Raw genomic sequence first — 20,339 nt, forward strand, 5'->3', positions numbered from 1 at the left:
TTTGTGCCAAACAATCGGTCCAAAGGCGTTTTGCACCGGAAAATTATGTGCTAGGACCCACGTGACGTCGCGGATACCATGCCGTGGGGTCAGCGCGGCTTTCGGGCCCGTATACGCGTTGGGCAAAGATTTTTGAGGGAACGGGCGAGCATGACAGGCGGCAGAATCGGGATCGGTTTGGCGGCGGCGCTTTTGGCCTCGACGATGCTGGCGGGCTGTGGCGGCATCAATGCGCGCATCGAGCGCGACACAGTCGATTACGAACAGTTCACCGCAGAACAGATCTATGGCCGGGCCGAGTATGACCTGGCCCGCGGCGATCCCGAATTGGCGGCCAAGGTGTTCGGCGAGGTCGAGCGTCTGTACCCTTATTCGGAATGGGCGAAACGGGCCGTCATCATGCAGGCCTTCGCCTATCACCGGGACGAGGATTACGAGAACAGCCGCTCGGCGGCGCAACGGTTCCTCGATTTCTATCCCGCCGATGGCGACGCGGCCTATGCGCAGTACCTGCTGGCGCTCAGCTATTACGACCAGATCGACGAGGTGGGCCGCGACCAGGGCCTGACCTTCCAGGCCCTGCAGGCGCTGCGGGAGGTGATCGAGCAGTATCCGGACAGCGAATACACCAGCTCGGCGATCCTGAAATTCGACCTGGCTTTCGACCATCTGGCGGCCAAGGAAATGGAGATCGGGCGCTATTACCTGCGGCGCGATCACTTTACCTCGGCCATCAACCGCTTCCGCGTGGTGGTGGAGGACTTCCAGACCACGACCCACACCGCCGAGGCGCTGCACAGGCTGGTCGAGGCGTACCTGTCGCTGGGCCTGACGAACGAGGCGCGCACGGCGGGGGCGATCCTGGGCCACAACTTCAAGAGCACCGAATGGTACGAGGACAGCTACAAGCTGTTGACCGGGCAGGGGCTGACACTGGAAGCGGTGGGCGACAGCTGGCTGAACCAGGTCTATCGGCAGACGATCCTCGGCCGCTGGTTGTAACGCCCGGGGGCCATGAATGCTCCGTGCGCTGGAGATTCGCGACATTCTGATCATCGACCGGCTGGACCTGGCGTTTCAGCCCGGCCTGAACGTGCTGACTGGCGAGACCGGGGCGGGCAAGTCGATCCTGCTCGACTCGCTGGGCTTCGTGCTGGGCTGGCGCGGCCGGGCGGAGTTGGTGCGGCAGGGGGCCGGGCAGGGTGAGGTGGTGGCCGAGTTCGATCTGCCCCAAGGGCACGCGGCGCGGGCCGTGCTGGAGGAAGCAGGGCTGCCGGTGGAGGACACGCTGCTCTTGCGCCGGGTCAACACCTGCGACGGGCGCAAGACCGCCTGGGTCAATGACCGGCGCTGTTCGGGGGATGTGCTGCGGGCGCTGTCGGACACGCTGGTGGAACTGCACGGACAGCATGACGACCGGGGCCTGCTGGACCCGAAGGGGCACCGGGACCTGCTCGATGAGTTCGGCGGGCTGGCAGGGCAGCGCGACACGGTGCGGGGCGCGTGGAAGGCGCGTAGTGCTGCGCGCAAGGTATTGCGCGAGGCCGAGGCCAAGCTGGCCGAGATGCGCGCCGAGGAAGAGTTCCTGCGCCACGCGGTCGAGGAGCTGGATGCGCTGTCGCCCCAGCCGGGCGAGGAGGCGGAGCTGGACACGCGCCGCCGCCTGATGCAGCAATCCGAACGCATCCGCGAGGATATCGCCAAGGCGCAGGCCGCCCTGCGCGACGGCGCGGAAGGACAGGCGCAGGACGCGCTGCGCTGGCTGGAGGGCGCGGCCGAAAAGGCCGAGGGCCGCCTGGAAGCGGCGCTGGCGGCATTGGGGCGCGCGATGGTCGAGCTGGACGAGGCCGCCAGCGGCGTCGAGGATTGCCTTGAGGCGCTCACCTTCAACCCGCTGGAACTGGAAGAGACCGAGGAACGGCTGTTCGCGATCCGGGCGTTGGCGCGCAAGCACGGCGTGGCGCCGGACGAGCTGGCCGGCTTCGCCGAGGACGTGCGGGCGCAGGTCGCACGTCTTGAACAGGGGGATGCGGATCTCAAGGCGTTGCAGGCGGCGGTTGCCGAGGCCGATGCGGCCTATGCCGACGCGGCCGGGGCGCTGAGCGAGGCGCGCACCAGGGCGGCGGGCAATCTGGACAAGGCCGTGATGGCGGAGCTGGCCCCGCTGAAGATGGACCGCGCGGTCTTTGCCACGCAGGTGACTCAAACCGATCCGGGCGAGACCGGGCAGGACGCGGTGACCTTCACCGTGGCCACCAACCCCGGCGCGCCGGCGGGTCCCCTGGGCAAGATCGCCTCGGGCGGGGAGCTGAGCCGGTTCCTGCTGGCGCTCAAGGTCTGCCTGACCGGCGGCCAAAGCGGCCTCACGCTCATCTTCGACGAGATCGACCGGGGCGTGGGCGGGGCCACCGCCGATGCGGTGGGCCGGCGGCTGGCGGGGCTGGCGTCGGACAACCAGGTGCTGGTGGTCACGCATTCGCCGCAGGTGGCCGCACGGGGCGCGCATCACTGGCGCGTCGAAAAGCGCGTGACCAGGGGACAGACCCTGTCGACGGTCACGGCCCTCGATGCCCCCGCCCGCACCGACGAGATCGCGCGGATGCTGTCGGGCGAGACCATCACCGAAGAGGCCCGCGCCGCCGCCGAAGCGCTGATGGCGGGCTGACCCACCCTTTTTCCTCTGGCCAAAAATATCCCGGGGGGAGCGGTGAACCGCAGGTTCGCCGTGGGGGGGCAGCGCCCCCCTTCGAGCCGTTACAGGCGCCGCGCCGTCAGTTCCGGGGCGGCACCAGCTTGCCGGGATTCATGATGTTGTCGGGATCGAGCGCCTGCTTGATCGTGCGCATGAGGCCCCAGGCGGGGCCATGCTCGCGCTCCATGTAGCCCAGCTTGCCCACGCCGATGCCATGCTCGCCCGTCGCGGTGCCGCCCAGCGACAGGGCCAGTTCGACCAGGTGTTCCGAGGCCTCGAGCACGCGGGCCTTGTCGGCGGCATCCTCGGGGTCGAACTGCAGGATGGCGTGGAAATTGCCGTCGCCGACATGGCCCAGGATCGGGCCTTCGATACCTTGCGCGTCAAGATGGCTGCGCGTCTCCTCGAGCGCGCGGGCGAGGTTCGAGATCGGCACGCAGATATCCGTCACCAGCGCCTTGGTCCCGGGGCGGTGGGCGACGATGGCATGGTAGGCGGCGTGGCGCATGGCCCAGAGCGCGGTGCGCTCCTCGGTCTTGCGGGCCCAGTCGAAGCCCTTGCCGCCGAACTCCTGCGCCAGGTCGCCGAACATCTGCGCCTGCTCGGCCACGCCCGCGTCCGAGCCGTGGAATTCCAGCAGCAGATGCGGGCAGGCGGGCAGGGCGGCGCCGGAATAGGCGTTCACGGCCTCGACGCTTTGGGTGTCCATCAGTTCGATCCGCGCGAGCGGCAGGCCCATCTGCACGGCGGCCATGACCGCCTCGACCGCGTCGCCCACGGAATCGAACGCGCAGACGGCGGCCGAAACGGCCTCGGGCGTGCCGTGCAGGCGCAGGGTGATCTCGGTGATCAGGCCCAGCGTGCCCTCGGAGCCCACGAACAGCGCCGTCAGGTCGTAGCCGGCCGAGGATTTGCGGGCGCGGGTGCCGGTGCGGATGACCTCGCCGGTGGCCGTGACCACCTCGAGCCCCAGCACGTTGTCGCGCATCGTGCCGTAGCGCACCGCCGTGGTGCCGCTGGCGCGGGTCGAGGTCATGCCGCCGATCGAGGCATTGGCGCCGGGATCGACTGGAAAGAAGAGGCCCGTGGCCCGCAACTCCTCGTTTAGCGCCTCGCGCGTCACGCCGGGTTGCACGCGCACGTCCATGTCGCCCTGCGATACCTCGAGGATGCGGTTCATGCGCTGGAAATCGACGCAGATCCCGCCCGAGAAAGCCTGGGCCTGCCCTTCGAGCGAGGTGCCGGTGCCCCAGCCGATCACCGGCACGCCGTGGCGGGCGCAGGCCTGCACGATCCGGCGCACCTCCTCGGTGCTTTCGGGATAGGCCACGGCGTCGGGCGGGGCGAGCGCGAAATGCGTCTCGCTCCGACCATGCTCTTGCAGATCGGACTTGGACAGGCTGAGCCGTTGCCCTAAAACGGGCGACAACTCTGAAATGGCGTCGCGAATACCCATGTCGAACCCCTGCACTCCCGTGAAACCGCACCCTAAGCGATGCGGTTCCGACAGGGAAGCGCCCTGCGTCACAAGACAGGGGGTGAAGGGGTGAGCGAGGGCGAAAGAGCACAGGACGGGGCCCGTTCGGGCCGTTTGCGGCGCGGATCGGTGCGCGCGCGCAGGGTCAGCCAGAATGCGTGGCGCCTTATGCGCGAAAAAGGACCCAGCCAATTCCAGTTCTGGTTGATCGCGCTTGGCATCGGGATCGCCGCCGGCTTTGCCGCGCTGTTCTTTCGCAAGGGAATCAACGGGCTGCAATTGTTGCTCTACGGCTCCGAAGATCCGTCGCTGATGCACAGCTGGGTGTCGACGCTGCCCTGGTACTGGGTTCTGGTGATCCCGGTGGGCGGGGGGCTGGTGGTGGGCGCGCTCCTGCACCGCTACACGCCCGATGGCCGTGCGCGGTCGGTGGCCGACGTGATCGAAGGCGCGGCGCTGAACGAGGGCCGGGTCGAGACGCGGGCCGGCGTGGCCTCGGCGCTGGCGTCGCTGATCACGCTGGGCACGGGCGGCTCGTCGGGGCGCGAAGGGCCGGTGGTGCACATGGCCGGCGTGATCTCGACTTGGGTCAGCAACCGGATCAATGCCAACGGGATCACCGGCCGCGACCTTCTGGGCTGTGCCGTGGCGGCGGCGGTGTCGGCGTCGTTCAACGCGCCGATCGCGGGCGCGCTCTTCGCGCTGGAGGTGGTGCTGCGCCATTTCGCGCTGCACGCCTTTGCGCCCATCGTCATCGCGTCGGTGGCGGGCACGGTGATCAACCGGCTGGAATTCGGCGACGTGACCGAGTTCGCGCTGCCCGTGGCCAGTATGCTGGAGTTCTACGTGGAACTGCCGGCCTTTCTGATCCTGGGGCTGCTGTGCGGGGTGGTGGCCTTTGCCCTGATGCGCGGGATCTTCTTTGCGGAAGGGTTCGCCGACCGTGTGCAGGCGCGCACGGGTCTGCCGCGCTGGCTGCGCCCCGGGGTGGCGGGGCTGATGCTGGGCATTCTGGCCATCGGGTTTCCGCATATCATCGGCGTGGGGTACGAGACCACTTCGAAGGCGCTGACCGGCAAGCTTCTGTGGAACGAGGCGGTGGTGTTCTGCATCCTCAAGGTCGTCGCCGTGGCGATCACCATCGGCGGGCGCATGGGCGGCGGGGTGTTTTCGCCCTCGCTGATGGTCGGCGCGCTGACCGGGCTGGCCTTTGGCCTGGTGGCCACGGCACTGTTGCCGCAATGGTCGGGCGCGCCGACGCTTTATGCGCTGGCCGGGATGGGGGCGGTGGCCGCCGCCGTTCTGGGCGCACCCATATCGACCACGCTGATCGTGTTCGAGCTGACGGGCGACTGGCAGACCGGGCTGGCGGTGATGGTGGCGGTGTCGATGTCCACGGCGCTTGCGTCGAAACTGGTGCGGCACTCGTTCTTCCTGACGCAGCTGGAGCGGCGGGGTGTCAGGCTGGCGGCCGGACCCCATGCGTACCTGCTGACCATGTACCGTGCCGCGCGGGTGATGCGCGAGACCGGCGCCGAGCGGAGCGCGCGCGAGGACGCGTGCTGGGAGCTGATCGAGGACGGGGTCTATATCGACGCCAACGCGACGCTGGACGTGGCGATGCCGATCTTCGAGCGTACGGGCGTCGCGTTCATCCCGGTGGTCACCCTGACGGGCGAGGATTCCAAGCCCGAATTGCAGGGGGCGCTGTTCCATGTCGATGCGCTGAAGGCCTATAACCGCGCGCTGACGGCGGTGTCGGCGGAAGAGCATAGCTGAGCGGCGAGGCCGGAATTTTTGGGAAATTCCGGGCAAGAATTTTCGAAAATTCTTGGGGCGCCTAGCGGACCAGCTGCGCTTTCATGCCCGGTTCGGGGAAACACGTGGCGGCGCGGCCGGTTGCCACTTGCCAGCGGCCGATGGAGCGACGGGTCTTGAAGCCGGGCAGGCCGTCGGCGCCGCCGACGTCGTGGCCCATGCCCTCCAAGCTGCGTTGCATGGCGGCGATATCGGAGCGGTACATCTTGCCCACCGCGCCCCAGGGGGCGGAGAAATCGTCGACGCCGTACTGGATGCGATCACCGACATGGCCCACGTAAAGCGCGTAGAGGTCGGACATGTTGTAGTCCTTGAGCACGTAGAAATTGGGCGTGACCACGAAGGCCGGACCGTTTCGCCCGGCGGGCATCATCAGGAAACCCTCGCCGCTGCGTTCGTGGTCGGGGAAGGGGCGGCCCGAGACACGGGTGATGCCCATCGCCTCCCACTCGGAAATGGGGCGGCCCTGGTCGGGGCCTTCGAGCGAACAGGAGACGGAGGCCGGCACGGTGACCTCGAACCCCCAGTCGCGGCCCGCGACCCAGCCGTGGCGGGCGAGGTAGTTGGCGATGGAGGCCAGCGTGTCGGGGACCGATCCCCAGATATCGGCGCGCCCGTCGCCATCGCCGTCGGCGGCGTATTGCAGGAAATTGGACGGCATGAATTGCGGCTGGCCGAGCGCCCCGGCCCAGGAGCTGCGCAGGGGGCCGCTTGCGTGGCCGGCCTCGGCGATTTGCAGGGCGGCGATCAGTTCCTCGCGGAAATAGGGGGCGCGGGTGGCCATGAAGCCCTTGGTGCCCAGGACCTCGAACACGTTGTGCGGAATCTTCGCCCGGCCATAGGCGCTTTCGCGGCCCCATATCCCGAGCAGGATGCGACCCGGCACGCCGGTCTGTTTCTCGATCCGGGCGAGAGTGGCGGCGTGGCGGCGGGCAAGATCGCGGCCGATGGCGGCATCCCCCGAAACGCCGCGGAAATAGCGGCCCGGGGCGCCGAATTCGGACTGGGTCTGGCGTTTGGGGGTGGTGGCCTCGGACCCCGGCGGGACGAGATCGGGCAGGTCCCAGTTGAGGCGGATGCCACCCATCGCGTTGTCGAATGTCGCGCGGGAGACGCCCTTGGCCCGGGCGGCGGGCCAGATGTCTTGCTGTAGCCAAGACTGGAATTGGCGCTCGATGGCGGCGCGGTCCTGTGCGAGGGCGGGCTGCGTCGTGAGCAGGGCAAGGAGCAGGGCGAGACGGGACAAAAGGCGGATCATGCGGTCATCCTCTCTCGAAACGGGTGAGGCAGTCGGTGATGCGGTCCACTGCGGCTTCGTAGCGGGCGATCTCTTCCTGGGGGAGGTTCTCGTAGTCTTCCATCAAGAGGCCGCGTCCCTCGGTGATCGGGGTGGCGGAGCGTAGGGCGCAGGCGCGGTCAGGGCAGGCACAGGTGGAGGCTGCGGCTTCTTCGGCGCTGTCGACTCGGGAGGTGTCGGGTTGGCAGGCGGCAAGGACGGTGAGGCAAGTCGCCACGGTCATCGCCCGCGCAGGAAGCGAGAGCGATAATCCGGGACGAATGGCTGTCTGCATCACCCCAAACTTACGCTCGCCGCGCTTTCGGGCAGTTCCTCGTCGAAGCAGCGCTGGTAGAATTCGGCCACGGTCTGACGCTCCAACTCGTCGCACTTGTTGAGGAACGTGAGGCGGAAGGCATAGCCCACGTCGCGGAAGATGCGGCTGTTCTGGGCCCAGTTGATCACCGTCCGGGGGCTCATGACCGTCGAGAGGTCGCCGTTCATGAAGGCCGTGCGGGTGAGGTCGGCGACGGTGACCATCTGGCTGATCGTCTTGCGCCCGGCCTCGGTGTTCATCTGGGGGGTCTTGGCGATGACGATGGCGGTTTCGGCGTCGTGGCTGAGATAGTTCAGCGTGGCGACGAGCGACCAGCGGTCCATCTGGGCCTGGTTGATCTGTTGCACGCCGTGGTAAAGGCCGGTCGTATCGCCCAGGCCCACGGTGTTGGCCGTGGCAAAGAGGCGGAAGCAGGGGTGGGGCGTGATGATCTCGTTCTGGTCCAGCAGGGTCAGCTTGCCGTCATGTTCCAGCACGCGCTGGATGACGAACATCACGTCGGCGCGGCCCGCGTCGTATTCGTCGAACACGATGGCGACGGGGTTGCGCAGCGCCCAGGGCAGGATGCCTTCGTGGAACTCGGTCACCTGAACGCCTTCGCGCAGCTTGATCGCGTCCTTGCCGATCAGGTCGATCCGGCTGATATGGCTGTCGAGGTTGACGCGCACGGCGGGCCAGTTGAGGCGCGCTGCGACCTGTTCGATATGGGTCGACTTGCCGGTGCCGTGATAGCCCTGGATCATGACGCGGCGATTGTGGGAGAACCCGGCGAGGATCGCCAGCGTCGTGTCGGGGTCGAACTTGTAGGTCGAGTCGATATCGGGCACGCGTTCCGTCTTGTCGGCGAAGCCCTTGATGACCATGTCGGTGTCGATCCCGAAAACATCGCGGACCGAAAGTTCCTCGGTCGGTTTCATGTCGTGATCCATGTTCCCGTCGGCCATCTGCCTTGTCCTTCAATCGTCGCTTTTTCGTTCGCCCTTCCGTGCAACATATCGCCGGGAAGGGCAAGGGAAAGGGAAAGAATTACTGGCACTCGCCATGTGCCTGCCCTAGGTTTCGGTTTCGAAAGGGATGCGCGTTCCATGAAAGACCTCGACGCTATTGAACACCTTATCGGTCGGTGCGCCCTGAAGGACAGGAACGCGTTTTCCGATCTTTATTCCGCGACATCGGCGAAACTATTCGGCGTGATCCTGCGTGTGTTGAATAACCGGGCCGAAGCCGAGGAGGTGTTGCAGGAGGTCTACGTGAAGATCTGGCGCAATGCCGACCGCTACAGCACGGGCGGGTTCAGCCCCATGACATGGCTGATCACGATCGCGCGGAACGCAGCCATCGACATGCTGCGCAAGCGCAAGGGGACGGGCGAGCAGATGCCGGAGGGACTGGCGGAAGCGATGCCCGATTCCGCACCGGGGCCGGAGGCGCAAGCCGTGCAGGCGTCGGAGCGGGAAAGGTTGGACGGGTGCTTTGACGAGCTTGAAGCCGACCGCGCCGAGGCCGTGCGCGGGGCTTACCTTGACGGAGAGACCTATGCCGATCTTGCGGCGCGCTTTGACGTGCCGCTGAACACGATGCGAACCTGGCTGCGCCGCAGCCTGCTGAAACTGAGGGAGTGCCTGTCGCGATGAGCGAGGTGCCGGAAAAAGACGACGACGTGGTCCTGGCGGGTGAATACGCGCTGGGTCTGCTGTCGGCTGCGGAGGCGTCGGCCTTCGAGGCGCGTCTTGTTGCCGAGCCCGAATTGCGGGCGCTCTACGCTCAATGGGCCGAGGATTTTGCCGTTCTGGCCGAGGATATCCCCGAAGAAACGCCCCCCGCGCGTATCAAGGCGGCGCTGGACGCGCGCCTGTTCGGCGAGGCCCGCCCGGCGCGGCGTGGCCTGTTCGAGCGGTTCGGCCTTGCGGGGCTGGCGGCGGCGGCGCTTGTCGTCGGGCTGTTCTTCGTGGTGGACCTGCCCGGGACGGGCGTGCAGCCGCCCGAGAACCCGGTCTATCATGCCGACCTGCGGGCCAGCGGTGAAGAAGAAATCATCCTTGCGGCGGGCTATGACGCCACGACGCAAGAGATGTATGTCGAGCGGCGCGGAATGCAGGACCGGCCCGAGCGCGATATCGAGATGTGGCTGATCGCCGGGGACAACCCGCCGGTGTCGCTGGGCGTGCTGCCGGAGAACGAGCGCATCCGCCTGCCGATGACGCCGGAGCAGATCGAGGTGTTGCAGGGCGCGACCCTGGCGATTTCGGACGAACCCGAGGGCGGTTCGCCCACGGGCGCGCCGACCGGCGATATCCTGGCCACCGGTCCGCTTGAAGACGTCTGAGACATTTTCAAAAAATAGCTGAAACTTTCGGCGCGCGGCTCCCGTGGCTGCATGTGAGTTGGGCAACAAAGCCTTGCTTGTGTGTATTCACTTAGGGAGTAGAGATATGTTTAACCTGAAATCCATGACCGCCGCCGCGGCAATCGCAGCAACCGCGAGCGTCGCCTATGCCGACAATCCGATGGTCGGCGGTGCGGCGATGTATGCCGACAAGAATATCGTTGAAAACGCGGTAAACTCTGCCGATCACACGACGCTGGTGACCGCCGTCAAGGCTGCGGGCCTTGTCGATACGCTGTCGGGCGACGGTCCGTTCACCGTGTTTGCACCGACCAACGCCGCCTTTGGCGAGCTGCGCGAAGGCGCGGTCGAGGCGCTGCTGCAGCCGGCCGCCAAGAAGCAGTTGACCGAAATCCTGACCTGCCACGTGGTGTCGGCCGACGCGATGTCGACGGCGATCAAGGGCATGGTGGACGATGACGGCGGCGCGCACATGGTGCCGACCGTGGGCGGCTGCATGCTGAAGGCTACCTATCAGGGTGATAAGATCATGCTGGAAGACGAACGCGGCCGCGTGGCCAACGTGACGATCGCCGATGTCGAGCAGTCGAACGGGGTGATCCACGTGATCGACACCGTGATGCTGCCGGCCAAGCAGTAACATCCCCGATAGCTGCGGAACGGGGGGCAAGCGCCCCCCGTTTCACCCCGAGACGAAATGCAGGAGGTCAACATGCAGAGACGCGATTTCATTCTCTCCGCCTTGTCGGGTGGCACCATCCTGACCGCGATGCCGGGTCTTGCCGCGTCGGGATCGTTCGAGGTGACGCGCACAGAGGCGGAATGGCGCGAGATGCTCACGGACCTGGAATACGAGGTCATGCGCGAAGAGGCGACCGAACGGGCCTTTACCAGCCCCCTGCACAAGCTTTACGAGCCGGGCATCTACCACTGCCGCGGCTGCGACCTGCCGCTTTATTCGTCCGAGACCAAGTACGACAGCAAGACCGGCTGGCCCAGTTTCTGGAAGGCGATGGACAATGCCATCGGCACCAAGCCGGATCATTCGCTGTTCGCGACGCGGACCGAGTGCCATTGCCGCCGCTGTGGCAGCCATCTGGGGCACATCTTCGATGACGGGCCACAGCCCACGGGCAAACGCCATTGCCTGAACGGCGTCAGCCTGACATTCCGCGCCGCCTGATTTCCGGGTCCGATCGCGCACCGGGTGGTTTCAGGGCCCGGAACGGTACGAGTGACCCGGTGCGCTCTTTCTTTCAGACCTACTTGAAGTTGCGGCTCTGCTTGATCTGGTCCCAGGCCCAGACAACCTGTTGCAGCTGTTCTTCCTGGCTGCGGTCACCACCGTTGATATCGGGGTGCAGCACCTTGATCAGGGCCTTGTAGGCCTTGCGGATCTCGGCCTTGGAGGCGTGTTCGTTCGCCTCGAGGATCTCGATCGCGCGGCGTTCGGTGGGCGGCAGCTTGCGCTGGCCGCCGCGGTTCTTGCCGGGGTTCTGCGTGGCGTTGCCGCCCAGCACCTGGTGCGGGTCCTCGATGCCCAGCCGCGCCCAGGCGCGGGCCTCGGGGTCGTTGAACGCCTTGGTCTTACGCTCCCACACCTTGTCCGAGGACATCTGGGCGTTCATCTCGGCCTCGGTGGTGCCGTCGAAGAAGTTCCACTTGGTGTTGTACTCGCGCACGTGCTCCTGGCAGAACCAGTAGTAATCGTCGAGCACATCCGGCGCCTTGGGCGCGCGGTAGACGCCCGGCTTGTCGCACCCCTCCTTGTCGCAGATGCGGGTCGAGGTTTCGGATGCCCCGGACATGCCCCGCCGGCCTCGCGGATTCTTCTTTTTCGCCGACGAAACGGACATGTCGAAACCAAACGGATCGGATTTAGCCATTGGCATTCCCTTTGCGACTCGAGGCCAAGAGTTTATTTGATTGCGCGGCAAATTGAAGAGGGAAGATCGGGAAAAACCCGCGCGGTCCCGAACTTCTTTTCACGCGTCAGTCCCGGGGCGGCAGATCGGGGCGCGGCGTGTCGTCGCCGTCCGCGTCATCCGCGTCGTCACCCGGGGTATCGTCCTGATTATCCTCGATTTCGTCAGTCTCGGCGGCGGTTTCCAGCTCTTCCGCCTCGTGGTCGTCCCACGGCAGCGGCGGCGGGCTGTCGACGCCCTCCAGTTCCAACGGACGGCGGAAGACCAGCATGCTGCGATAGACCGTCTGCGACGAGGTCAGGCCCTGGCGTTCCTCGCTGGGCAGGATGTCGGCGCGCAGGTATTCCCAGCCCTCGAGCGCCAGTTCGTTGATCGCGGTTTCCAGCCCGTGGGCGAACCGGCCTTCGGCGCCCTTGATGCCCGGGCCCTTGCGGCCCTTGGCGGGGGCGGGGATGACCTTGTACTCGTATTTCTGGATCACGGGGTGCACCTCTCAAAATTGGCAGGACATCGTAACGTCCTGAGGCTCGGGTGCAACATCAAACCGAAGCGGCAAGCGGTCACGCGCCGGACCACAGTTCCTCGTAGACGCGGGCGATTGCTTCGGCTTCTCGTGTGACGCTGAAATGGGCGCAGGCGATATCGCGGGCGGCGCGGGACATGGTGGCGTGGCGGTCGGGGTCCGACAGGATGGACGCGAGCGCATCCGCGGCATCATTCGGGTCGTCCGGCACGATAAGGCCGGTTTCGTCCTGACTGGAGAAGCTGCGGTAGTAGCCGGTGTCGGTGGCGACGAAAGGCACGCCCGAGGCCATGCCCTCGAGCGGGGTCATGCCGTAGCCTTCGTAGCGGGGCAGTTGCACTACGGCAGAGAGCGAGCGCATGAGGGCGGGAAGGGCGTCGGGGGCGACCTCGCCCGGGAAGAGGATGCGGTCGGTGAGGCCGGCGGCGGAGATCTGCGCCTTGAGATTGTCGAGGAAAGGCTGGTCGGACTTGGCCGCGCGGCCGATGATGAGGGCCGTCAGGCCGGGGTGGTCAGGCAGAAGGCGCAGCATGGCGGCGACGAAACGGTCGGTGCCTTTCTCGGGGCGGATGCGGCCGATGGTGGCCACGCCCTGGGTGCCGGGATAGCCGGTGTCGGCCCAGGCCGCGGCCCGGTCGGGGGCGGGCGTGAAGCGGTCGGTATCGACGCCGTGGGGGGCGACGGCGCGGACATGCGGGACGAAACCGGCGGCGGCCTCGGTCGTGGCGATGACGGCGTCCATTCGCGAGATCAGCCAACGCGGGAACGCCGAGTGCCGTCGGATGGCGGCGGAGGTGAAGACGATGCGGATGGGGCGGCGCAGCACGTCGCGGACCCAGAGGGCGGCGCGCATTTCGGGGTTGCGGCGGACGTGCCAGATGGTGAAGGGGCGGCCCGGTGGTGGCGTCCTGGACAGGGTGGCGGCCTGCGCTTTGGTAATGGGTGCGGGGCAGCCGGGCAGGGGGTGGCCTGCAAGCGCGAGGTCGTATTGGTCGACCTGGCAGCGCACCACGCTGGCGGCGGTGGACGACACGCCGGTGAAGTTGCGGTTGAAATTGGTGACGATGAGGTCCGGCACGCGGGTCGGCTTTCCTTGGGGCTCGGGGACGGTGCTAGCGCAGGCCGAGCGCGTTGGAAAGAGTGGCGGCGAAGTCTTCGAGGACACCGGCCTGGCTGGCAGCGAAGGCGCGGGTGCGGTCGCGCAGGGCGTCGAGCGCGGCGGGATCGTCGAGATACGTGGTGAGCTTGGCGCTCAGGTCATCCGCATCGGCCACCTCGATGCAGGCGTTCTCGGCCTGCATCTGGGCGTAGGCCTCGGCGAAGTTGGCATAGCGGGGCCCGTGCAGCACGGCAGAGCCGGCATGGGCGGGCTCGAACGGGTTGTGGCCTCCGACGTCGGAAAAACTGCCGCAGACGCAGGTGAGCGGGCTGAGCGCGTACCAGAGGCCCATCTCGCCCAGCGTGTCGGCAAGGTAGACGCGGGTCTGCCCGGTGATGGTCATGCCGGTGGAGCGGCGCGCGCCCTCGAAGCGGTGCTCGGCGATCAGGCGTTCGATATCGTGAGCGCGTTCGGGGTGGCGCGGCACGAGGATCAGGAGCGCGTCGGCATCGCCCCCGGTCATGGCGCGGTGGGCGTTGAGCACCACCTCGTCCTCGCCCGGATGGGTGGAGGCGGCGAGCCAGACCGGGCGGCCGGCGATGAGGCTCTGCATCCGGTGCAACTCGTCCCGGTCGAAGGGGAGCGGGCCGGCGACGGACTTGAGGTTGAGGCCCGGTTCGGCCTGCGCAAGGCCGAGGTCGCGGAGGTGGTGCGCGGTGCGGTCGTCCTGACAATGGATCAGGCGGAAATGGTCCATCAGGTGCCGCGCGGTGCGGGGGAAGCGTTTCCAGTTGCGGGCCGATCTGTCGGAGATGCGGGCGTTGACCAGCGCCAGCGGGACGCTCGCGGCATGGGTCAGCCGCAGCATCTGGGGCCAAAGCTCGCTTTCCACGAAAACCGCCGCCGAGGGGCGCCAATGGTCGAGAAAGCGGGTGACGACGCGGCGCGAATCCAGCGGTGCGAACTGGTGCGTGGTGCGCGGCGGCAGGCGCTTGCCGACGATCTGGGCCGAGGTGGCGGTGCCGGAGGTTATGAGGAACGACAGGTCAGGATGGGACTGGCCCAGATGCTCGATCAGGCGCAGGACCGAGAGGCTTTCGCCCACCGAGGCGGCGTGAAACCACAAGAGCTCGCCATGCGGGCGCGGTGAGGTGGCATGGCCCTGCCGTTCGGGCAGGCGGTTCGCCGGAATGCCTTGGCGGGAGAGGTTTTCGGAGACGCGGCGATACGCCAGCCGCTCAAGCAGATTTGCCGCCACGCCGTAGAGGCGCACGGGCAGGGGCGCGGCAGTGTGGGGCATCAGCCGCCGGTGTGGCTCATGTGGCGGGACATGCGCCCGTCCACGGTCTGACGGGAATAGTCGAAATCGTGACCCTTGGGCTTGCGGGTGATGGCCTCGCGGATGGCGGTCTCGAGCGGGGCGTCATCATTCGGCGAATTGCGCAGGGGCGCGCGCAGGTCGGCCATGTCTTCCTGGCCGAGGCACATGTAAAGCTCGCCGGTGCAGGTCAGGCGCACGCGGTTGCAGCTTTCGCAGAAATTATGTGTGAGCGGCGTGATGAAGCCGATCTTTTGGCCGGTTTCTTTCAGCCGCACATAACGGGCGGGGCCGCCGGTGCGTTCGGAAAGTTCGGTCAGGGTGTATTGCTCTGCCAGCGTCCGGCGCAGGTCGGACAGTTTCCAGTACTGGTCCAGCCGGTCCTCGTTGCCGATATCGCCCATGGGCATGACCTCGATGAAGGTGAGGTCCATGTCGCGGGATTTGCACCATGCGACGATGTCGAAAAGCTCGTCCTCGTTGAAGCCCTTGAGGGCGACGACGTTGATCTTGATGCGCAGGCCGGCGGCTTGCGCGGCGTCGATCCCCTTGAGCACCTGCGGCAGGCGGCCCCAGCGGGTGATGTCGGCGAATTTCTTCTCGTCGAGCGTGTCGAGCGACACGTTCACCCGGCGGACGCCCGCGGCATAGAGGTCTTCGCTGAACCGGGCGAGTTGCGAGCCGTTGGTGGTGAGCGTAAGTTCCTTGAGATCGCCGCTGTCGAGATGCCGCTTCATGCCGTGGAAGAAATGCATGATGTTGCGCCGTACCAGCGGTTCGCCGCCGGTGATCCGCAGCTTTTCCACGCCCAGGCGCACGAAGGTCGAGCACATGCGGTCCAGCTCTTCCAGCGTCAGCAATTCCTTCTTGGGCAGGAAGGTCATGTTCTCCGACATGCAGTAGACGCAGCGGAAATCGCAGCGGTCGGTGACGGAGACGCGCAGGTAGGAGATCGCGCGCTGGAACGGGTCTATCAAAGGTGCGGTCATGGGGCAGAACGTATGCAACCCGCCGATAAACGGCAAGGGGCATCTTGGCAATTGAAGCCCGGGCGCAAGGGCCATAAGGTGACCGTATGAAACGATTTGTCTGCCTTGTCGCCAGTACGTTCGGCCTTTCGGCCTGTGATATGTTGCCCACCATGCAGCAGCAGGCGCCGCCGCCCGATCCCGCACCCGAGAGCGCTGAAGCCGAGGCCGAGGCGCAGACCGCGGGCATCGCGCCGCCGGCCAACGCGCAGACCGCCGACGAGTTCGACACGACCACCGAGGAAGAGCGTGCGGCAGCGGTGCAAGCTGCGCAGAGCGGCGGTGGCGTCCGCGATCTCGGGATTACTGTCGCGTCGCTGGGAGCCGCGGCGGATCCCGGCATCTGGATGAAGACGCCGCTGGTCGACAGCCCCGGCAAGGGCCGGGTGGAATACCCCGCGAAGGGCACGACGGTGGCGGTGGACCTCATTCCGCTGGACGCCGAACCGGGCTCGGGCAGCCAGTTGTCGCTGGCGGCGATGCGGCTCTTGGAGGCGGACCTGACGGGTTTGCCCGAGGTGCGGGTTTTCGCGACAGGCGGCTGATTCTACAGAAGTTTTTCGGCTTCCTTGCGGGCGAACGGCTTCATGTGGCGACCGTTCTCGGCCATGAAAGCGCGCACGCGGTCCGGGTCATGTTTCGACAGGTCGCGCAGCCACCAGGCGACGGATTTTTGGATGAACCACTCGGTGTCCTGGACGTAACCGGCGGCCCAGCCCAACACGCGTTCGCGGGCGGCGGACTGTGAGGGTTTGAGGGTGTTCAGCTTGGCCAGAGGCAGGGTCACGACCATGGCGGCGCGGCGGATCCAGTGGCTTTCGAACCTTGTCCAGATCTCGACCTCGTCCATGCGGGAAAGATCGGCCATCAGTCGCTTTTGTCCGGCCATCATGGCGTGATCGGCGATGGCCCAGCTGTCGAGATCGGGCAGCCACGCGGTGATCAGTGCCCATACCGCATCGTCGGGCGTGATCCGGGCCTGGGTCAGCAGCTTGGCGGCGGCAATGCGGGCCTCGAAGATGTTCGTGCGCCAGAGCGCGTCGGCCAGGGCGACACGCTCCTCGACGCTCAGGGCGCGGCGCCATTCGGTCGTGAGGTCGTTGATCGCCGGGTTGGGCACGCCGAGATAGTCGCGCGGGACCTTGTGATAGTCCGCCATCCCCTGCGCCCGGCCGGGTTCGGCCTGGGCGCGGAGCCGGTCGAGGGCGTCGTCCAGCGTCATTCCACGGTCACGGATTTGGCGAGGTTGCGGGGCTGGTCCACGTCGGTGCCCTTGGCGACGGCGGTGTGGTAGGCCAGAAGCTGCGCCGGGACGGCATAGAGGATGGGCGACAGGACAGGGTCGACCTGCGGCAGGGTCAGGGTCATCCAAGTGTTGTCGGACGCGGCGGCGGCACCGGGGGCGTCGGTGATCAACATCACCTTGCCGCCGCGGGCCATGACCTCTTGCATGTTGGACACGGTCTTGTCGAAGAGGGCGTCGCGCGGGGCCATGACGATAACCGGCATCTTTTCGTCAATCAGTGCGATGGGGCCGTGCTTCAATTCGCCCGATGCATAGGCCTCGGCGTGAATATAGCTGATTTCCTTGAGCTTCAGCGCGCCTTCGAGGGCCAGCGGGTACATCATGCCGCGCCCCAGGAAAAGCGCGTTCTCGGCGCTCGACAGCCGGTTCGCGGCCTTGCGGAAATCCTCGTTCAGTTCCAGCGTGTTGTTGATGGTCGAGGGCAGGCCGCGCAGGTGCGACAGCAGGTCCGAGATGCGCGCAGGGCCGAGCGTTTCGCGGTCGGAGGCGGCCTTGAGAGCCATCAGCAGAAGCACGGTCAACTGGCAGGTGAAGGCCTTGGTGGAAGCCACGCCGATCTCGACGCCGGCATGGATCGGAAGGGCGAGGTCGCTTTCGCGGGCGATTGAGCTTTCAGGGACGTTGATGATCGACAGGATCTTCGCCGCGCGTCCTTCGCAGTAGCGCAAGGCGGCGAGCGTGTCGGCGGTTTCGCCCGACTGGCTGACGAAGATTGCGGCGGTTCTGGCGGGCACGGGCGGTTCGCGGTAGCGGAATTCGGACGCGATATCGACGTCGACCGGCAGACCGGCCAGTTGCTCGAACCAGTATTTCGCGGTCAGGCAGGCGTAATAGGCGGTGCCGCAGGCGACCAGCGTCAGGCGGTCATATTGGGTGAAGTCCAGTTCCGGCTGGGGCAGCGTCAGGCCGCTTCCGGCTTCGGACAAATAATGGCGCAGGGTGTCGCCGATGACGCTGGGCTGTTCGGCGATTTCCTTGGCCATGAAGTGCTTGTGCCCGCCCTTGTCGACATGGGTGCTGTCGATGGCGATGGTGCGGACGGCGCGGTTGGCGCGGTTGCCGTGGGCGTCGATGATGTCGAGCGTGGCGCGGGTGACGACGGCGATGTCGCCTTCCTCCAGGTACGTGATCCGGTCGGTGAGGGGGGCGAGCGCGATGGCGTCGGAGCCCACGTACATCTCTCCGTCGCCGTGGCCGATGGCCAGCGGGCTGCCCTTGCGGGCGGCGACGATCAGGTCGTCCTCGCCATCGAAGAGAAAGCCGAGCGCGTAGGCGCCTTCCAGCCGGGCGATGGCGGATTTGGCGGCCTCGACGGGGGTCTGGCCCTGCTGCATCAGGTGATGGACCAGCATCGCTACGGTCTCGGTGTCGGTGTCGGTTTCGTGCGCCAGCCCTGCGGCGGCCAGTTCGCTGCGCAGCTCGCGGAAATTCTCGATGATGCCGTTATGCACCACGGCCACGGGCCCCGCTTTGTGCGGGTGGGCGTTGACGGTGTTGGGCGCGCCGTGGGTGGCCCAGCGGGTGTGGCCGATGCCGGACTTGCCGCGCAGGGGCTCGTGCACCAAGAGGTCCGACAGGTTCACCAGCTTGCCGACGGCGCGGCGGCGGTCGAGCTGCTTGCCGTTGATCGTGGCGATCCCGGCGCTGTCATAGCCGCGATATTCGAGCCGTTTGAGCGCCTCGACGAGGATGGGCGCGGCTTCGTGTTTGCCGAGGACCCCTACAATTCCACACATTATCCTGCCTCTTTCGCTTGCTTGGCCTTCTTGGACTTTAGCATTTCGAACAATTTGCGCGCCATGCCCGGTTTGTTGATCTGCGGGCTGCGGGCGATGGCGAGAGCGCCGTCGGGCACGTCGCTGGTGATGACCGAGCCGGAGCCTGTCATCGATTCGTCGCCTAGCTTGACGGGGGCGACCAGCATGGTGTTGGACCCCACGAAGACCCGGGCACCGATCTCGGTGCGGTGCTTCATCACCCCGTCATAGTTGCAGGTGATCGTGCCCGCGCCGATATTGCTGGCCTCGCCCACCGAGGCGTCGCCGATATAGCTGAGGTGATTGACCTTGGCGCCTTCGCCGATGAGGGCGTTCTTGACCTCGACGAAATTGCCGATGCGGGTGTCCTCGGCCAGTTCCGCGCCGGGGCGCAGGCGGGCATAGGGGCCGACCACCGCGCCGCGCGAGACGTGGCAGCCTTCGAGATGCGAGAACGCCTTGATATGCGCGCCGGATTCGACGGTGACGCCGGGGCCGAAGACGACGTTGGGCTCCACGATGGTGTCGCGGCCCAGCACGGTGTCATAGGCGAAATGGACGGTCTCGGGGGCCGTCAGAGTGATGCCGTCGTCAAGCGCCGTAGCGCGGGCGCGGGCCTGGAAGGCGGCCTCGGCCACGGCCAGTTCGGCGCGGGAGTTGATGCCCATCGTCTCTGCCTCGGGGCAGGCGATGGCGGTGGCGGAAAGGCCCCGGTCACGGGCGATGGCGACGATGTCGGTCAGGTAGTATTCGCCCGCCGCGTTGTCGTTGGTGACGGCGCGGATGAGGTCGAAGAGGACGGGCGCGGAGGCGGCGATGACGCCGGAATTGCAGAAGGTGATGGCGCGGGTCGTCTCGTCCGCATCCTTGAATTCGACAATCTTTTCAAGGGTGTCGCCGGACATGACCAGACGGCCATAGCGGCCGGGATCGGCGGGTTCGAAGCCCAGCACGACGACGTCATGCTGCGCCCGGGCCGCGACCATGCGGCCGAGCGTGTCCTCGGAGATGAAGGGGGTATCGGCGTAGAGCACGATGGCGTCGCCCTCGTAGCCTGCAAGCGCGGGTTCGGCCTGGGCCACGGCGTGGCCGGTGCCGTCCTGCGTGGCCTGGTGGACGGTCTGGATGTCGGGATCATGGTCCTGCGCCGCCGCCGCGACAGCCTTGGACCCGTGGCCGGTGACCACCACCGTGCGGTCGGGCGAGAGCGCCGCGCCGGCCCGCAGGGCATGGACCAGCATCGGCGCGCCGGCGATCTGGTGCAGCACCTTGGGCAGGTCCGAATTCATGCGGGTGCCCTGGCCCGCGGCCAGAACGATCAGGCTTATGCTCATAGGGTTTCTCTTTCCTTCCTGACGCGCCCGTTTTATCCGGTTGCGCAAGCCGTGCAAGGCTGGGCCGTATCAAAGATGATTGCGGGATGTGACAGGCACGGG

Annotated in this window: 20 protein-coding genes; 8 read left to right on the forward strand and 12 right to left on the reverse strand. The window is 66.7% G+C overall.

Annotated elements, in window-relative coordinates:
* Positions 1-150: 150 nt before the first annotated feature.
* Positions 151-1,002, forward strand: coding sequence for an outer membrane protein assembly factor BamD (locus FIU85_RS18865; RefSeq protein ID WP_152492883.1), 852 nt, complete (start codon positions 151-153; stop codon positions 1,000-1,002).
* A gap of 16 nt (positions 1,003-1,018) precedes the next feature.
* Entirely contained in the window at positions 1,019-2,665 is a 1,647-nt protein-coding gene (gene recN / locus FIU85_RS18870; RefSeq protein ID WP_152497991.1) for a DNA repair protein RecN, read from the forward strand.
* Between the two features lie 106 nt (positions 2,666-2,771).
* Here recN and FIU85_RS18875 read toward each other — a convergent pair whose 3' ends face one another.
* On the reverse strand, positions 2,772-4,148 hold the full coding sequence (locus tag FIU85_RS18875; RefSeq protein ID WP_152497992.1) for an FAD-binding oxidoreductase: 1,377 nt from the start codon (positions 4,146-4,148) through the stop codon (positions 2,772-2,774).
* Between the two features lie 189 nt (positions 4,149-4,337).
* Here FIU85_RS18875 and FIU85_RS18880 point away from each other — a divergent pair, with 189 nt between their 5' ends.
* Positions 4,338-5,948, forward strand: coding sequence for a chloride channel protein (locus tag FIU85_RS18880; RefSeq protein ID WP_254701665.1), 1,611 nt, complete (start codon positions 4,338-4,340; stop codon positions 5,946-5,948).
* 61 nt (positions 5,949-6,009) lie between these two features.
* Here FIU85_RS18880 and FIU85_RS18885 read toward each other — a convergent pair whose 3' ends face one another.
* Genes FIU85_RS18885 through cobS form a run of 3 tightly spaced genes read right to left on the reverse strand, consistent with a single transcriptional unit; the run spans position 6,010 to position 8,544 of the window.
* Positions 6,010-7,245, reverse strand: a complete 1,236-nt coding sequence (locus FIU85_RS18885; protein ID WP_152497993.1) for a lytic transglycosylase domain-containing protein — start codon at positions 7,243-7,245, stop codon at positions 6,010-6,012.
* Positions 7,246-7,249: 4 nt separating this feature from the next.
* A complete protein-coding gene (locus tag FIU85_RS18890; protein ID WP_152497994.1) occupies positions 7,250-7,558 on the reverse strand; it encodes a hypothetical protein in 309 nt (102 codons plus the stop codon).
* Positions 7,558-8,544 (reverse strand): cobaltochelatase subunit CobS, encoded by a 987-nt coding sequence (gene cobS / locus FIU85_RS18895; protein WP_057789947.1) that lies wholly within the window; start codon positions 8,542-8,544, stop codon positions 7,558-7,560. Before cobS ends, FIU85_RS18890 begins: the two co-directional genes overlap by 1 nt.
* A 141-nt stretch (positions 8,545-8,685) precedes the next feature.
* On the opposite strand from cobS, the gene FIU85_RS18900 reads away from it, so the two are divergent.
* The 4 genes from FIU85_RS18900 to msrB all read left to right on the forward strand — a co-directional run bounded on the left by FIU85_RS18900 (position 8,686) and on the right by msrB (position 11,130).
* Positions 8,686-9,234, forward strand: coding sequence for a sigma-70 family RNA polymerase sigma factor (locus FIU85_RS18900; RefSeq protein ID WP_152492876.1), 549 nt, complete (start codon positions 8,686-8,688; stop codon positions 9,232-9,234).
* Positions 9,231-9,926 carry an anti-sigma factor gene (locus FIU85_RS18905; RefSeq protein WP_152497995.1) on the forward strand — a complete coding sequence of 232 codons (696 nt, stop codon included), beginning with the start codon at positions 9,231-9,233 and terminating at the stop codon, positions 9,924-9,926. Before FIU85_RS18900 ends, FIU85_RS18905 begins: the two co-directional genes overlap by 4 nt.
* Positions 9,927-10,050: 124 nt before the next feature.
* Positions 10,051-10,587 carry a fasciclin domain-containing protein gene (locus FIU85_RS18910; protein WP_254702949.1) on the forward strand — a complete coding sequence of 179 codons (537 nt, stop codon included), beginning with the start codon at positions 10,051-10,053 and terminating at the stop codon, positions 10,585-10,587.
* 72 nt (positions 10,588-10,659) lie between these two features.
* A complete protein-coding gene (msrB, locus tag FIU85_RS18915; RefSeq protein ID WP_152492873.1) occupies positions 10,660-11,130 on the forward strand; it encodes a peptide-methionine (R)-S-oxide reductase MsrB in 471 nt (156 codons plus the stop codon).
* A 79-nt stretch (positions 11,131-11,209) separates the two neighbouring features.
* On the opposite strand, the gene FIU85_RS18920 is transcribed toward msrB, so the two are convergent.
* From FIU85_RS18920 to moaA, 5 genes are all read right to left on the reverse strand, one after another.
* Entirely contained in the window at positions 11,210-11,833 is a 624-nt protein-coding gene (locus FIU85_RS18920; protein ID WP_152492872.1) for a DnaJ domain-containing protein, read from the reverse strand.
* Positions 11,834-11,939: 106 nt separating this feature from the next.
* Entirely contained in the window at positions 11,940-12,353 is a 414-nt protein-coding gene (locus FIU85_RS18925) for a DUF4177 domain-containing protein (RefSeq protein ID WP_254702950.1), read from the reverse strand.
* A 79-nt stretch (positions 12,354-12,432) separates the two neighbouring features.
* The gene (locus tag FIU85_RS18930) at positions 12,433-13,473 is read right to left on the reverse strand and encodes a glycosyltransferase family 4 protein (RefSeq protein ID WP_152497997.1); all 1,041 of its coding nucleotides are present in this window, start codon (positions 13,471-13,473) and stop codon (positions 12,433-12,435) included.
* Positions 13,474-13,507: 34 nt separating this feature from the next.
* Entirely contained in the window at positions 13,508-14,794 is a 1,287-nt protein-coding gene (locus FIU85_RS18935) for a 3-deoxy-D-manno-octulosonic acid transferase (RefSeq protein ID WP_152497998.1), read from the reverse strand.
* Entirely contained in the window at positions 14,794-15,801 is a 1,008-nt protein-coding gene (moaA, locus tag FIU85_RS18940) for a GTP 3',8-cyclase MoaA (protein ID WP_152497999.1), read from the reverse strand. The genes FIU85_RS18935 and moaA overlap by 1 nt, the downstream gene beginning before the upstream one ends.
* A gap of 86 nt (positions 15,802-15,887) precedes the next feature.
* Between moaA and FIU85_RS18945 the strand changes: the two genes are divergently transcribed.
* On the forward strand, positions 15,888-16,385 hold the full coding sequence (locus FIU85_RS18945; protein WP_254702951.1) for a hypothetical protein: 498 nt from the start codon (positions 15,888-15,890) through the stop codon (positions 16,383-16,385).
* A gap of 2 nt (positions 16,386-16,387) precedes the next feature.
* Here FIU85_RS18945 and FIU85_RS18950 read toward each other — a convergent pair whose 3' ends face one another.
* The 3 genes from FIU85_RS18950 to glmU are packed head-to-tail and all read right to left on the reverse strand — an operon-like array spanning position 16,388 to position 20,237.
* Positions 16,388-17,062 carry a DNA alkylation repair protein gene (locus FIU85_RS18950; protein ID WP_152498000.1) on the reverse strand — a complete coding sequence of 225 codons (675 nt, stop codon included), beginning with the start codon at positions 17,060-17,062 and terminating at the stop codon, positions 16,388-16,390.
* Positions 17,059-18,882 carry a glutamine--fructose-6-phosphate transaminase (isomerizing) gene (gene glmS / locus FIU85_RS18955; protein WP_152498001.1) on the reverse strand — a complete coding sequence of 608 codons (1,824 nt, stop codon included), beginning with the start codon at positions 18,880-18,882 and terminating at the stop codon, positions 17,059-17,061. The genes FIU85_RS18950 and glmS overlap by 4 nt, the downstream gene beginning before the upstream one ends.
* On the reverse strand, positions 18,882-20,237 hold the full coding sequence (gene glmU, locus FIU85_RS18960) for a bifunctional UDP-N-acetylglucosamine diphosphorylase/glucosamine-1-phosphate N-acetyltransferase GlmU (protein ID WP_152498002.1): 1,356 nt from the start codon (positions 20,235-20,237) through the stop codon (positions 18,882-18,884). Before glmU ends, glmS begins: the two co-directional genes overlap by 1 nt.
* Positions 20,238-20,339: the final 102 nt, after the last annotated feature.

The sequence above is a fragment of the Roseovarius sp. THAF8 genome (assembly GCF_009363735.1).
In the GTDB taxonomy this organism is placed as follows: Bacteria; Pseudomonadota; Alphaproteobacteria; order Rhodobacterales; family Rhodobacteraceae; genus Roseovarius.